The sequence below is a fragment of the Prosthecobacter sp. genome, from assembly GCF_049294395.1.
In the GTDB taxonomy this organism is placed as follows: domain Bacteria; phylum Verrucomicrobiota; class Verrucomicrobiia; order Verrucomicrobiales; family Verrucomicrobiaceae; genus Prosthecobacter.
Map to the genome: position 1 here is coordinate 17597 of NZ_JBAQCR010000269.1, position 13028 is coordinate 30624.

General features: G+C 59.2%; 14 protein-coding genes. 7 read left to right on the forward strand and 7 right to left on the reverse strand.

All coding sequences use genetic code 11. The annotated features are described in order from the left end of the window. Positions 1-16: 16 nt before the first annotated feature. From WAW39_RS18410 to WAW39_RS18420, 3 genes are all read right to left on the reverse strand, one after another. Positions 17-712, reverse strand: a complete 696-nt coding sequence (locus WAW39_RS18410) for a 3-keto-disaccharide hydrolase (RefSeq protein WP_422320652.1) — start codon at positions 710-712, stop codon at positions 17-19. Positions 713-796: 84 nt separating this feature from the next. Then, the gene (locus WAW39_RS18415; RefSeq protein ID WP_422320653.1) at positions 797-2272 is read right to left on the reverse strand and encodes a sigma-54-dependent transcriptional regulator; all 1476 of its coding nucleotides are present in this window, start codon (positions 2270-2272) and stop codon (positions 797-799) included. Positions 2273-2334: 62 nt separating this feature from the next. Further along, the gene (locus tag WAW39_RS18420; protein WP_397385417.1) at positions 2335-3057 is read right to left on the reverse strand and encodes an isoprenyl transferase; all 723 of its coding nucleotides are present in this window, start codon (positions 3055-3057) and stop codon (positions 2335-2337) included. Between the two features lie 127 nt (positions 3058-3184). On the opposite strand from WAW39_RS18420, the gene WAW39_RS18425 reads away from it, so the two are divergent. Beyond that, positions 3185-4420: a hypothetical protein gene (locus WAW39_RS18425; RefSeq protein ID WP_422320654.1), complete on the forward strand. Its 1236-nt coding sequence runs from the start codon at positions 3185-3187 to the stop codon at positions 4418-4420. A gap of 96 nt (positions 4421-4516) precedes the next feature. Here the strand turns inward: WAW39_RS18425 and tatC are convergent, their stop codons facing one another. The 3 genes from tatC to argH are packed head-to-tail and all read right to left on the reverse strand — an operon-like array spanning position 4517 to position 7675. Further along, complete coding sequence (gene tatC / locus WAW39_RS18430; protein ID WP_422320655.1) at positions 4517-5656, reverse strand: twin-arginine translocase subunit TatC; 1140 nt, start codon at positions 5654-5656, stop codon at positions 4517-4519. A gap of 40 nt (positions 5657-5696) precedes the next feature. Then, positions 5697-6299, reverse strand: coding sequence for an NUDIX hydrolase (locus WAW39_RS18435; RefSeq protein WP_422320656.1), 603 nt, complete (start codon positions 6297-6299; stop codon positions 5697-5699). Positions 6300-6304: 5 nt separating this feature from the next. Continuing rightward, the gene (gene argH, locus WAW39_RS18440) at positions 6305-7675 is read right to left on the reverse strand and encodes an argininosuccinate lyase (protein WP_422320657.1); all 1371 of its coding nucleotides are present in this window, start codon (positions 7673-7675) and stop codon (positions 6305-6307) included. 190 nt (positions 7676-7865) lie between these two features. Between argH and WAW39_RS18445 the strand changes: the two genes are divergently transcribed. From WAW39_RS18445 to WAW39_RS18460, 4 genes are read left to right on the forward strand one after another with little or no spacing between them, the layout of a single operon-like run. Beyond that, positions 7866-8105 carry a FeoA family protein gene (locus WAW39_RS18445; RefSeq protein ID WP_397385735.1) on the forward strand — a complete coding sequence of 80 codons (240 nt, stop codon included), beginning with the start codon at positions 7866-7868 and terminating at the stop codon, positions 8103-8105. After that, positions 8102-10186 (forward strand): ferrous iron transport protein B, encoded by a 2085-nt coding sequence (gene feoB, locus WAW39_RS18450; protein WP_422320658.1) that lies wholly within the window; start codon positions 8102-8104, stop codon positions 10184-10186. The genes WAW39_RS18445 and feoB overlap by 4 nt, the downstream gene beginning before the upstream one ends. A 12-nt stretch (positions 10187-10198) precedes the next feature. Further along, positions 10199-10327 (forward strand): FeoB-associated Cys-rich membrane protein, encoded by a 129-nt coding sequence (locus WAW39_RS18455; RefSeq protein ID WP_300200001.1) that lies wholly within the window; start codon positions 10199-10201, stop codon positions 10325-10327. Between the two features lie 15 nt (positions 10328-10342). After that, complete coding sequence (locus WAW39_RS18460; RefSeq protein ID WP_422320659.1) at positions 10343-11194, forward strand: nitrilase-related carbon-nitrogen hydrolase; 852 nt, start codon at positions 10343-10345, stop codon at positions 11192-11194. A 12-nt stretch (positions 11195-11206) separates the two neighbouring features. Here the strand turns inward: WAW39_RS18460 and WAW39_RS18465 are convergent, their stop codons facing one another. Continuing rightward, on the reverse strand, positions 11207-12055 hold the full coding sequence (locus WAW39_RS18465; RefSeq protein WP_422320660.1) for a L,D-transpeptidase family protein: 849 nt from the start codon (positions 12053-12055) through the stop codon (positions 11207-11209). A 168-nt stretch (positions 12056-12223) separates the two neighbouring features. Here WAW39_RS18465 and WAW39_RS18470 point away from each other — a divergent pair, with 168 nt between their 5' ends. Both WAW39_RS18470 and WAW39_RS18475 read left to right on the forward strand, forming a co-directional pair. Beyond that, the gene (locus tag WAW39_RS18470) at positions 12224-12706 is read left to right on the forward strand and encodes a GNAT family N-acetyltransferase (RefSeq protein WP_422320661.1); all 483 of its coding nucleotides are present in this window, start codon (positions 12224-12226) and stop codon (positions 12704-12706) included. Positions 12707-12787: 81 nt separating this feature from the next. After that, positions 12788-13028: hypothetical protein (locus WAW39_RS18475; RefSeq protein ID WP_422320662.1), on the forward strand; the 241-nt coding region annotated here is incomplete at its 3' end.

The following is a 13028-nucleotide window of genomic DNA, read 5'->3' on the forward strand; positions in this document are numbered from 1 at the left end:
ACTGTTTTATATCCGATTAAGGAATCGGTTTGATGAAGATGTCCTTGTAAAATGTGGTGCTCTTGGGGTCGTGGCCCTGGATGGCGATGGTGCCTTCGCTGAGCTTGCGGCCGGGCATGTTTTTCAGTTCCTTGGCGGGATCCCAGCCTTCGGGTTCGATGAAGTCGACGGTGGTCTTGCCGTTGACGGAGAGGGTGATGTGCTTGCCTTCGACCTTGATGTTGTAGTCAAACCATTCGCCGTCCGTGCTTGGAGCCAGGGGGACTTTGATGTGTTTGCCGCCTTCGGGTTCCTTCTGGCCGTCGAGGAGGGCAAGGATGTTGATGACACCGTAGAGGCTGCCGGTTTTCTTGGGGTCGGTGTGGGTGCTGTTGACCTGGCACTCGAAGCCTTTGTCCGGCCAGCCTTTCTCCTGATACTGGGTGTGGAAATACACGCCGCTGTTGGAGCCGGGGGTGGTCTTGACCTTGAGTTTCAGTTCGAAGCTCTGAAACTTGGCTTCACCGTTCGGGCCGACGTAGAAGAGGTGGGAGCGTCCGCCGCTGACCTTGAGTTCGCCGTTTTCGACGGTGAAGACGCCAGGGACTTCTTCGTTGGATTTCCAGCCGCTGAGATCCTTGCCATTGAACATGGAGATCCAGCCGTCATCTGCGGCCTGGGCGGAGGTGAATGCAAGGGCCGCAAGGGCGGTGAGTGTGAGTTGTTTGAGCATAGAGGGAATGGGTTAACGTGATGGCGATGCTGCGTCTAACGAGTGAACTGGGATGACCGATTTTCGCGGGAATCAAATCAAAGCTCAACTTGCCTTCTTGGCCTTTTTGACGGGAGGGGGAGCACTGAGCTGGCTTTCAATCGCAGCCTTTTTGACAGCGGGAGCGCTGAGGTGGCTTTGAAGCACCGAGCTGTCGATGCCGAGGAATTTGGCCGTGCGGTCGGCATCTTCGCTGAAATGACGGTAAGCCAGACGGGAGAGCTCGCGCTCCACCCAAGGAAGCAGCTCGATGTCAGGGGTCTTTTCCGCCACGCTGACGAGCATGCTCAAGGCATCGCGCATGCGGGTGACGGTGCTCGACGGATCCATGTGACGTGCGCCTTTGCTGCCGAGGGGGATGTCGGAAGGCAGGAGCACGTCTGAATTGCAGAGGGCGCAGGCGCGCTGGATGGTGTTTTCCAGTTCACGCACATTGCCGGGCCAGTCGTAGGCGTCGAGCATGTCGAGCGCATCATCGGTGAAGCGCATCTGGGGCCCACGGCGGCGTGCCGAGAGGCGGTGGAGGAAGAACTCGGCCAGGAGGCGCACGTCTTCGCGGCGCTCACGGAGCGGCGGAATGTGGATGCGAACGACGTTAAGGCGGTAGAACAAGTCCTCACGGAAATTGCCCTTGGCGACTTCGTCTTCGAGATTTTTGTTGGTGGCGGCGAGGACGCGAACGTCGGTCTTGAGCGTTTGGTTGCTGCCGACGCGGGAGTACTGGCCTTCCTGGAGCACGCGCAGCAGTTTGCTCTGCACGGCGAGCGGCATATCGCCGATTTCGTCGAGGAAGAGGGTGCCACCATCGCACTGTTCAAAGCGACCGACACGCTGGTTCACGGCACCGGTGAAAGAGCCTTTTTCATGGCCGAAGATTTCGCTTTCGAGCAGGTTGTCAGGAATGGCGGTGACGTTGATGGCGACGAATTCCTTTTGGGCACGCGGGCTGAACTTGTGGATGGCACCTGCGACGAGTTCCTTGCCGCAGCCGCTTTCTCCTGTGATCATGACGGGGGCGTCTGAACGGGAGACGCGGCCGATGAGCTTGAACACCTCCTGCATGGGCGCGGAGCGACCGATGATGGTCTCCTGAATGGATTCGGTGGGCACCTCGGCGGCTTGGGCGCGGGTGGCCTTGCGGGCCTCGATGGAGGTGAGGGCGCTTTCGACAACGGTGCGAAGTTCGTAGGGCAGGCGTTCTTTGCCCAGCACATCGTAGGCACCGAGGCGCATGGCTTCGATGACGTGGCTGGTGGTGGCGGTGCCGCTGAACAGGATGACCATCGACTGCGGATCGGTCTGGCGCAGGCGTTTGAGGAGTTCGATACCGGTGGTGCCGTTGAGGCGAACCTCCGAGAGCAGCAGGTCTGCCCGCTTTTTGACGTATGAGGCCAAGGCGTCTTCGCCCCGCTCAAAGGTGCTGATGGAAACGCCCGGTGCTTTCAGATGGGCGGCAGCCCATGCGAGGAAGTCGGCATCTGGATCCACGATGACAAGGTGGGTGTCCGGGTTTTCTGGCATTAGAGCGTTTATTTGGGTTGGAACTGCGTTATCGCAGCAATTGGGGGGGAGGTCAACATTCGTCATACGCCGCCGAAGCGGCGGTGGCGCTGGTGAAAGGCACGGATGGCGGTTTTCAGGTCTTCTTTGGAGAAGTCCGGCCAGAGCTTTTCCGTGATGTAAAATTCGGTGTAGCTGACCTGCCAGAGCAGGAAATTTGAGAGCCGCATTTCGCCCGAAGTCCGGATGAGGAGGTCAGGATCTGGATAGTAGCGGGTGTAGAGATGCTTGCCGAACATTTCGACATCGATCATGGCTTTGTCGAGGTGGCCGCTCTCCACGCTCTGCAGGAGGCTTTTCACGCCGTCGATGATCTCTTCACGCCCTCCGTAGCTGAGGGCCAGAATCAGCGTTAGCCCGGTGTTCTGAGCCGTCGCTTCGATACAGCGGTGGAGCTCGTTCTGGCAGGATTGGGGGAGGTCATGCAGGCGTCCGATGGACTGGAGCCGGACATTTTGCTTCATCATGAGCGGCAGTTCACCGCGCAAAAAGATCTCCAGCAGCTTCATCAGCGCCTCGACTTCACGTTTGGGGCGCTTCCAGTTTTCTGAAGAGAAGGCGTAGAGGGTGAGGAATTCGACGCCGATCTCGCTGCAACCTTCGACCACCCGGCGCACGGTCTCGGCTCCGGCACGGTGCCCTTCGGTGCGCGGCAGACCACGCTCTTTCGCCCAACGGCCGTTGCCGTCCATGATCATGGCGATATGGCGGGGGATGGGTTTCAGATCATCATTAGGGCGACTCATGCGAAGGGAAAATCTACCGCATGCAGCTGTCTGCGCCAGAAAGTTCTGTGTCCGTGCCGCTGTTGTGGCGGATTGCTGGAATCAAGTCGCGCAAGAAGCCGCTCATGCGTTAAGTTTTTTGTGCACGATGAATCCCGGCACCACAGCCTGTCTGATCTGCCCGGCCTGCGGCCAGGCATTTCTCTCCATGCAGCAAAGCATGGAGGGCATGGTGCAGTGCCCGCATTGTGCGCATAATGCACTGCGCAGCTACTTCGGCACGCAGGCCCAAGTGGCGGGAGTGGCGCAGGTGCGGCGGCGTGTGTCCCAGCAGCAGCCGCTGCCAAGCATGCCTGCTGCGCCGCAGCAGGAAATCCGCGCCCTCTTTCAGCCAGCGGCATGGCCACCCCAGCCGCCGATTCAGGCACCTGCGAACTTCACGGCGCGCCAGACGTTGCAACCTTCACAAGCGCTGATGCCCACGGGGGCACCGCCACCCCCGTCGGAGGAATTCAAGACACCGCCGCACTTGCGCAGGTCACCATGGCGCGGCGCGTTCATCCTGCTGGCATTTAGCGTTGTGTGCGGAGGCGCGCTCTGGTTGTGGAGGGACAGCGTCAACGTACCCGTGGTCAAACCTAGTGTTGACGTGACTCCACCACCCGTCAAAACAGTCGTGAGGATTGATCCGGTGGTGCCCCAAACGCAGATCGCCCGTGCTGTGATACCTGCTCCGGATGTGGGGGCTGTGACAGCGGACGCCAAACAATTGATCACGGAATTTTTTGCCGCTGACAGCGCTGAACGCCGGGCTGCGTGCATCCATGATGCCGCCAAATACAGCGCGGAAATCGAAGCGCAGTTTGGTGCCGTGGGTGACAAAAAGACGGAATTGAGGCTGCTTTCACGCATTCCTGGCATGCCGCAGACGCTGCCGGGCCGCCAGCCGGTGCCGCTGTTCAAGCTGGTGACTTCGGTGTGTGCCAATGGTGCCCTGATTCGTCTGGAGACGGGAGCTGATGGAAAGCGCCGCATCAGCTGGCCGCTGCTGCATGAAACGCATGCGGAGGCACTGGCCACCTTTCTGAAGCAACCGGCGGGGGAGGCTGCGTGGTTTCACGTGGGCCTGCGGCCCAGCCATGGACTGGATATTGCCGCGGAACTGAGGCCGCGATACATCACCTTTGATGTGCAGGTGTCGGCAGGAAGCGAGCCGCATTTCGTGGCGTGTGTGGAGCGTGACACACCGCTGGGGCGATTCATGAACCGGGAAAGCGAATGGGGGAAGTCCTACCTCGCACGCCTGCTTGTGCGAAGGCTCGACATTCAGTCTGATGCTCCTTGTCTGCTGGTGATCGATTGTGAAGGCGCTCCCGAACGCTGAACAGACACGGCGTTAGTGGTGGCGGCTCCGAACGCTGAAGAGACACAGGCTGTTGGCCTGTGTCTCCGCATGTTGATTCACTGAGTCAGCCGGGTGTTATGAATCCTTGGGCGGCTCACTGGAGCGTTTCTCATCCTCACGGGCGAGTTCCTCCAGCGTCATTTCCCGGGGCAGAAGGTCTGCCGGATCTTCATCAGGCATCTTCGAGCTTTGGTCTTCACCAAGGTTTTCCACGTCAGGTTTTTCGACCTCGGGAGGCGGGGCGGACGGTTTGGCGGCAGGAGACTGGTAGTCGTCCTTGTCATCTTCATCGTCGTCGCCTGAGGACCATGGATTGTAGTTCTCGTTGTCCCAGTCGTCTGCGCCGGGCTGCTCCAGTTCCTTCGCATCCTTGTCGATGTCTGCGTAGTACTCAGGGTAGGCCGCACGGTCTTTCTTCTCCATGAAGTAGGCGAGCCAGATGCACGTCTCATAGAGCACATACAGAGGGCCGGCGAGCACCAGCATGGTGAAGGGATCAGGCGTCGGCGTCACGATGGCCGCGAAAATCGCAATGGCGATGATGGCGTAGGAACGCGTCGTGCTCATCAGCTTGTAGTTCAGGAAGTCCAGCTTCACCATCACCATGACAATGACCGGCAGCTCAAAGGCGACGCCGAACAGGAGGATGAAGCGCGTGGCAAACTTCACATAGGCGTCCAGCCGCCAGCCGTTGCTCATGCCGAGACCCTCATTGAAGGAGTAGAAGAACTCCAGAGCCTTGGGCAGCACGACATAAAAAGCGAAGCAGGCACCGAGCAGAAACAATCCGGCACCAATGCCGATGGCGGGGAAGATGGCCTTCTTTTCCGCCGGTTTTAATCCCGGCAGGACGAACTGCAGCACAAAAAACAGCAGCAGCGGAAACGCAAGGATCACGGCCGCAATGAGAGAGAGGTTCATCACCATCAGGAAGCCCTCCTGAGGAGACAGAATTTGCAGCATGTTCTTGAGGTCCTCCGGAGTCTTGATGACGCCGGTGGCCCAGAGAGGGTACTTGATGATCTCGAAGAGCTTGTCGTAGAAGCAGAACGTGACGAGCGTGGAAACCAGCAGCGTCATGGCGATGCGCACGATCATTTTGCGCAGGTCTTCGAGGTGATCGAGGAAGGGTTTTTCCTCATCGCCTTTGCCGCCGAGGTTCATGGCGACTTTTTCGCGAACTTTGAATACTTTTTGGAGCAGGCCGGACCACATGGGAATGAGAGGGGGGAAGGGGAGTTACGGATGCGCAGGACTACGGCAGTCCTTGGGCCGCGATCCGCGCGTAGAGAGCCAGCGTCAGGGCGTTGGTGATCACATTGGCAGCAATCATCCCACGCAGTTCTCCCGCGCTAACAAACCGCACGTCGCTGATGTGCTCGCTTCCGTCCGGTTCAGGACGGCTGACGACACACACGGGCTTCGCCGTAAACAGATAAACGATCTCGTCGGTAAAACCTTGCGAAGGAAAATACCAGCCCAGGGGCTGGAGCGTGCCCAGATCCGGGTGGAGGGCGCAGCCGCACTCCTCACGCAGTTCATTCTGAATGGTGTGGATGATGGACTCACGCGTCACGGCGGTGTCGATCTGACCGGCGGGAAATTCCCACATGGTCTGCATCACAGGCAGGCGCTCCTGATGAACCATGACGAAACGGCCGTCCTCCAAAACGGGAGCGATGGCCACGGCGGCCTTGCGTTTCACCACCATCCAAGGGACTTCGGACTTGCGGCTGGGGGTTGTGAAAAAGGCCTTTTCGACACCGACGTGCGGATTGGCAAACAGCGCCTCGCTGCGGGTTTTCTGCCAGCCCGACTCGGCCCCAGGTGTGTAGATTTCAAAATCCGGGATCTGCATGCCGGTCACTCAGGGGTCAAGGCTTTGCGCCAGCGAGCCAGCTGCGCTTTCACATTCTGCGGCGAAGGTGCACCGATGCCCTTGCGCGCTGCCATGGCGGTTTCCAGGTTCAGGCACGCGGTCACATCGGCGGCGAAGGCCGGGGAGAAGCGCTGGAATTCCTCCAGCGTCATGTCGCCAAAGGCGCGCTGCTGCTCGATGGAGTAGGCCACGAGTTTGCCGATGACTTCGTGGGCCTGACGGAAGGGGACGCCATGATTCACGAGGTAGTCGGCCAGATCGGTGGCCAAGAGCATGGGATCGCTTGCTGCGGCGGTTGTTTTGGCGCGGTTCACGTCCATGCCGGTGATCATCTCGGTGAACACTTGGAGGGCGATATGGATGGTGTCGATGGAGTCAAACAGGGGTTCCTTGTCCTCCTGCAGGTCACGATTGTAAGTCATCGGCAGACCTTTGAGCAGGGTGAGGAGGCTCATGAGATTGCCGATCAGGCGCGCGGACTTGCCACGGGTGAGTTCGGCGACATCCGGGTTCTTTTTCTGCGGCATCAAGGACGAGCCGGTGGTGTGGGCATCGCTGAGGGTGACGAAGCCAAACTCGGCGCTGGCCCAGAGGATCACGTCTTCGCTCAGACGGGAAAGGTGGACGCCCAGGAGGGAGATGGCGAAGAGGAGTTCGGCGACGAAATCACGGTCGCTGACGGCATCCATGGAATTTTGCGTCACCGAGGCGAAGCCAAGCTGCTGAGCCACGAATTCGCGGTCGATGATGATGGTGCTACCGGCCAGGGCGCCGGAGCCGAGGGGCATGACATTGAGGCGTTTGCGGCAGTCCGTGAGGCGGTCAAAGTCACGGGACAGCATTTCCACGTAGGCCAGGAGATGATGGGCGAAGAGGACGGGCTGGCCACGCTGGAGGTGGGTGTAGCCGGGCATGACGGTGTCTCCGCCACGCTCTGCGCACTCGACGAGAGCGGCCTGCATGGCGGAGATGAGATCGAGGATGCGGGTGATTTCCGCCCGGCAGTAAAGGCGCACGTCCGTGGCCACCTGGTCATTCCGGCTGCGGGCGGTGTGGAGTTTGGCACCGGCGGGGCCGATGCGCTTGGTCAGCTCCGACTCGATGTTCATGTGGACATCTTCGAGCGACTCCTTGAACTCAAAGTTTCCTGATTCGATCTCGTGGCGGATGGCCAGCAGGCCTGTTTCGATCTGCTGCTGCTCCTCGGAGGTCAAAATGCCCGCTTTGAGCAGGCCTTTGGAATGCGCGATGGAACCGGCGATGTCATGGGGGTAGAGCCTCCAGTCAAACGACACGGATTCTCCATAGCGCTGAACGAGAGCACTGGTTTCCTGAGCAAAACGGCCTTTCCACATAATTTCGAGGGCGCGCAGACTAGCGGCTTTCAGAGCCGGTGCAACCCCTGTGGCAAGAGGGCGCAAACGACCGTGCATGTCGACCATGCGCAAAATCTGCATTAAGTCCGCATTTGCCAGAATCGCAGTTCTTGTTAATCTCAATCGACGTTCTGCGACAGAGTCTCAGTTGCAGGACCGTTTTACTTTCATGTACGCCGCCACCCTTGCTGAACTTCCTGTTGGCACAGATGCCATCGTCCAAGCCATGCCCACCGGGCGTTCGGGGCTGACAAGGCTTCGAGAAATGGGCATTGTCCCCGGAACCCGCGTCCGTGTGACGCGTCGTGCGCCGCTGGGCGAGCCCATCGAAATCTGCGTGCGCGGCTCGCATCTCTCCATGCGCAATCATGAGGCGGCATTCATCGCCATCTCCCCCGCTGCCGCATGAGCCAGGCCACGTCTGAACCGCCACTCATTGCCATTGTGGGCAACCCGAACTCGGGGAAAACCACACTTTTCAACCTGCTTACCGGGTTAAAGCAAAAGGTGGCGAACTACCCTGGGGTGACCGTCGAAAAGAAGATCGGCGAGTGCTACAGCCAGCATGGTAAAAAACTGAGGCTGATAGATCTGCCGGGTGCTTACAGCCTGAATGCCCGCTCGCCGGATGAAGCCGTGCTGCGTGATGTTTTGCTGGGCCGCCGACCTGAGACGCCGCGCCCGGACCGGGTGGTGTGTGTGGTGGATTCGGCCAATCTGGAGCGCAATCTTTACATGGTCAGCCAGGTGCTGGAACTCGGCCTGCCGACGATTTTGGTGCTGAACATGATCGACGTGGCGGTGCAGCGCGAGTGGCGCATCGATGCCGCCAAGTTGTCCGAACTGCTCGGGGTCGTGGTGGTGCAAACCCAGGCGGTGAGTGGTCAGGGGCTGATTGAGCTCAAGCTGGCCCTGAGTCGTGAAGACCTCACACCGCCAAAGTGGCAGAGTGCGAAACTGCCTGAGGGGGTGCGGGTCGCACTGGAACAAAGCCGCAGCACTTTGTGCCAGACGGGAGCGATTCACAGCCGCGCTTCGCTGCTGGAGCCGCTGTATTTGCTGTCCGATCACAATCCGACGCACGAGGGCATCGCTGACGCGCAGATCGGTCGCATCCAGGAGCTGCGTGCCAGCATGGAAGCGAGCTTTCCGGGCTGGGAGGATGAACTCGTCGCTGAGCGTTACCGAGGCATCGAGAAACTGTGCGAGCAGGTCTTGAAGCGGCCTGATCAGGAGATCGAAACCATCACCACGAAAATCGACCGCGTTCTGCTGCACCCGGTGCTTGGATTCGTGAACCTGCTGCTCGTGCTGGGGCTGCTGTTCTTCCTCATTTTCAAGGTGGCTGAGGGTCCCATGGGCTGGATCGAGGCCGGATTCGGCCAGTTGGGCACCTGGGTGGAGGGGCTGATGTCTGCCGGGGATTTCCGCGATCTCATTGTGAATGGCGTGGTGCCCGGAGTCGGTGGCGTGGTCATCTTCCTGCCGCAGATTCTCATCCTGTTTTTCTTCATCGGCATCATGGAGGACACGGGCTACATGTCGCGTCTCGCCTTCATCATGGACTGGGCGATGAGCAAGGTGGGCCTCAACGGCAAGTCGTTCCTGCCCTTCCTCAGCTCGTATGCCTGCGCCATTCCTGGCGTGATGGCAGCGCGCACGATCGACAGTCCCAAGGACCGCTTGATTACCATTCTGATTGCACCGCTGGCCTCCTGCTCGGCGCGGTTGCCGGTTTATTCGCTGCTGATTGGCGTGCTGTTTCCGGTGGGGGAAGTCGGTGCGCTGACCCAGGCGGGGATCATGCTGGCACTCTATGCGCTTGGCACTTTTGGTGCGTTCTTCTTTGCCTGGGTGTTCAACAAATGCGTCATGAAAGGCGCGGCGAGTCCGATGATTTTGGAGATGCCGTCTTACAAGATGCCCGCGATCAAGAGCATCCTGCTGCATGTGTGGCAGCGTGCGCGCATGTTTCTGGTTCGTGCAGGGACGATCATCATGGGCATTTCCATTCTGATCTGGGCGGCTTCGACTTATCCGAAGACCGATACGGAGGATAAGGCGCTGCAGCTTGAAAACAGCTTTGCGGGCCGGGCCGGCAAGTTGATCGAGCCCGCCATTGCTCCACTGGGCTATGACTGGAAGATTGGCATCGGGCTCATTGGCAGCTTTGCCGCCCGCGAGGTATTCAATTCCACGATGGGCGTGGTTTATGCCGTGGAAAGCGGAGATGACGACAACCTGACCCCGCTGCGAGACAAGCTGGCATCGGAGCGCCGGCCTGACGGCCGGGCGGTTTACACGCCGCTCGTCTGCATCAGCCTGCTGGTGTTTTATGTGTTTGCCATGCAGTGCGTCAGCACCATCGCCATCGTGAAGCGCGAGACGGGAAGCTGGAAATGGGCGATGTTTCAGCTCGGATACATGACCGGAACGGCGTATGTACTAAGCCTGCTGATCTTCCAGATTGGCAGTGCGCTGGGCTATTAACCTTTTCTCACCATGAACGCAGACTGGCAATCCATCGCAGCGATCGCGGTCGTGCTCGTCACGATCACGCTTTTCATCGTCCGTTCCGCCAAACGCCGGAAGAAGCCGGGGTGCGGTGGCAGTTGCGGCTGTGGGAAATGAGGCGCACAATGCGCCATGATAGCGATTGATCTCTGCACGTTTGATTCGAGAGCTGCCGCGAAATCGCCGGCGGCCTTTGCTGCGGTGGTGGTGGATTGCGTGGAGGACTCCTGGGACAATGGGGCTGACCTGGTGCTGCTGCCGGAATTTGCCTGGGTGGGGCTGGTGCCTTTGGTCGAGCCTAGAACACTCAAACGAACGGCTGAGGTTTTTTGGGGGGAAGTGCTGTCAGCAGTGAAATCGCTGCTGATCCGTCCGGGCAAGGCAGTTGTGCTTGGCACGGTGCCGTTCTGGGATGAGGATCGCCAGGAACTGCGCAACCGGGCGCCCATCTTGGTGGAAGATCGAGTTCTGCATCAGGACAAGCTGCACCTGACGCCGTGGGAGTCGGATTTTGCACCGGGCACCGAACTGCATGTCTGGGAGTTTGCCGGGCTGCGCTTTGCGGTGGTGATCTGCCTGGACATTGAAATACCTGAAATCAGCACGCGGCTGCGTGGGGCAGGCGTGGATGTGATCCTTGTGCCGAGCGCCACGGAAACGGTTTTGGGAGTCGAGCGGGTGGGACGCTGCGCCTCGGCACGTGCCGTGGAGCTGGGATGCGTTGTCGGCGTGTGCCACCTGACCGGCAAAACCGAGGTGGAATTGATCGACGTGAATGTGGGGCGCACCGGGGTTTACTGGCCTTCACAGGCGGCATTTCGTGACAACCCTCGGTGGAGTGAAAGTGAGATCATTGAAAGCGGCATTCACAAACAACGGCTCGTGCTTGATCCCAAGCTTCTTCAGGTGATGCGCAGGATGCCGCTGGAGACAAACCCGTCGTTGTTGAAAAAAATGCCAGTTTTCGAACTGGTGCGTGACTGAGCCTGCCGAGGTTCAGGCCTTGGCTTTTGCCTTGTGGGCGGCATGTCCGGCCACTTTGGTGTCGGATTTTGACTTGGACGATTTCGATTTGTGGACGGGCTTTTCGTGGTCTGGGCCGACTTTGCCCTTCGCCTTGGCTTCGTTTTCTTCAGCCCGCTTTTTCTCACCGTCTGAGGGTGCGATAGGCGCAATTTCGAGCGGCTGCGCGGCCAGTGTGGCTGGAGAATTCAGGGCAGGGGAACCATCCACATCGTCCGCGACGGTGGCTGGCTTTTCTTTCTCGCCAGGTGGCAGGCCACCCTTGGTGATGACCACTTTGGCACCGACGTTCACGGTGTTGAACAGATCGACCACATCCTTCATGCCCATGCGCACGCAGCCATAGCTGGCGGGGTGGCCCAGACGGTTTTCTTCCGGGGTGCCGTGGATGTAGATGAAACGGTTGAAGGCGTTTTTATTGGTGGTTTCCATGCCACGCAGCCAGAGGATGCGCGAGACAATGGGGTCGCGGCCAGGAGCGTTGGGTTTGAGCACCTCGCCATTCCAGCGGCGGCTTTTCAGAACCGCCCCTGCAGGCAGGCCCTGACCGATCTTGGCGATGACTTCATGCTGGCCCAGAGGGGTCCGGTTGCTGCCTTTCTGGTCACCGAGGCCGAATTTCGAGGTCGAGATGACGTACTGCTTGGTGAGTTTGCCCTCGCTGTAGATGCCGAGTTTTTGATCTTTCACGCTGACCACCACGTCCCCTTTGGGCGGTGAGGTGCACTGACTGAGCGCTCCAGCCAGCAGGACACTCCCGACGACCTTGAAAAGGCGGTCATTGAATCGGGATTTTTTAGAAGTCCGGCTAAAAAGAAGCATGGGCCAGAAGAATGATATAAGCTAAGATGTTCGCAACCCTGAATTATTACTGTTATCAACGTCGCCAACCGAACACCTGTTTCGCAAGAGTCGTGCCATTTGAACGATTGATACTTATCTAGAGATGTTGTTTACCATATTTCTATTCACAATTCAACCCCCGCAAACATGGACGAATCCCCCCTTCACATCCGCCCGTATCAGGACAAGGATCTGGCGCAATTGCGCCAGATTACCGTGGCGTCCTTTGGCAGTGTCGCCTTGGAGCAGATGCTGGAGCACAAATTTGGACTTTGGAATGAACGCGACTGGAAGGTGAGAAAGGCGAGCCACATTGACGACGACGTGGCGCAGTGCCCGGAGGGGTGTTTCGTGGCTGAGCGAGGCAGCGAGATCCTCGGCTATATCACCACCCGGCTGGACCGGGTGAATCAACGGGGCCGCATCCCCAACATCGCCGTGGTGGAAAGCGCCCGGGGACTGGGGCTTGGGCGCCGCCTGATCCAACACGCGCTGGATTACATGCGTGACGAGGGCATGAAGCTGGCGCAGATTGAAACAATGGCCTCAAATGCCATCGGCCAGCACCTTTATCCGAGCTGCGGTTTTGAGGAAGTTGCCCGCCAGGTGCACTATGCGATGAAGCTCTGACCCCGCCCGTAGGCTGTCTGCGGGTTTGCATTGTCGCCCAAACTGGCCGATAAACCCCGCCTCCTACTCTAGAAAACGCTTGTGACCACCCCACGCAGACCCGAACACGCCCCGAAGAAACCCTCCCTTTTCAGCCGCTTTAAAGCAGGCCTGAAACGCGTCATTGGCGGAGACAAGAAGAAGGAGGCTGCCCATGCTCCTGCCAAAGAACCTGGCCATTCGAAAGAACACCATCCGGCCACCATTCACGCGCACAAGCGCACGCATGACGACAAGCCAAGAGAGCACGCCCCCCGTCAGCCGCGTGAGCACTCTGCCCGCC

Coding starts and splice junctions, on each gene's coding strand:
- tatC (WP_422320655.1), bottom strand. CDS start 5,656: ATGTGGTCCGGCCTGCTCCAAAAAGTATTCAAAGTTCGCGAAAAAGTC.
- WAW39_RS18435 (WP_422320656.1), bottom strand. CDS start 6,299: ATGCAGATCCCGGATTTTGAAATCTACACACCTGGGGCCGAGTCGGGC.
- WAW39_RS18420 (WP_397385417.1), bottom strand. CDS start 3,057: ATGAGTCGCCCTAATGATGATCTGAAACCCATCCCCCGCCATATCGCC.
- argH (WP_422320657.1), bottom strand. CDS start 7,675: ATGTGGAAAGGCCGTTTTGCTCAGGAAACCAGTGCTCTCGTTCAGCGC.
- WAW39_RS18460 (WP_422320659.1), top strand. CDS start 10,343: ATGATAGCGATTGATCTCTGCACGTTTGATTCGAGAGCTGCCGCGAAA.
- WAW39_RS18410 (WP_422320652.1), bottom strand. CDS start 712: ATGCTCAAACAACTCACACTCACCGCCCTTGCGGCCCTTGCATTCACC.
- WAW39_RS18465 (WP_422320660.1), bottom strand. CDS start 12,055: ATGCTTCTTTTTAGCCGGACTTCTAAAAAATCCCGATTCAATGACCGC.
- WAW39_RS18415 (WP_422320653.1), bottom strand. CDS start 2,272: ATGCCAGAAAACCCGGACACCCACCTTGTCATCGTGGATCCAGATGCC.
- WAW39_RS18455 (WP_300200001.1), top strand. CDS start 10,199: ATGAACGCAGACTGGCAATCCATCGCAGCGATCGCGGTCGTGCTCGTC.
- feoB (WP_422320658.1), top strand. CDS start 8,102: ATGAGCCAGGCCACGTCTGAACCGCCACTCATTGCCATTGTGGGCAAC.
- WAW39_RS18445 (WP_397385735.1), top strand. CDS start 7,866: ATGTACGCCGCCACCCTTGCTGAACTTCCTGTTGGCACAGATGCCATC.
- WAW39_RS18425 (WP_422320654.1), top strand. CDS start 3,185: ATGAATCCCGGCACCACAGCCTGTCTGATCTGCCCGGCCTGCGGCCAG.
- WAW39_RS18470 (WP_422320661.1), top strand. CDS start 12,224: ATGGACGAATCCCCCCTTCACATCCGCCCGTATCAGGACAAGGATCTG.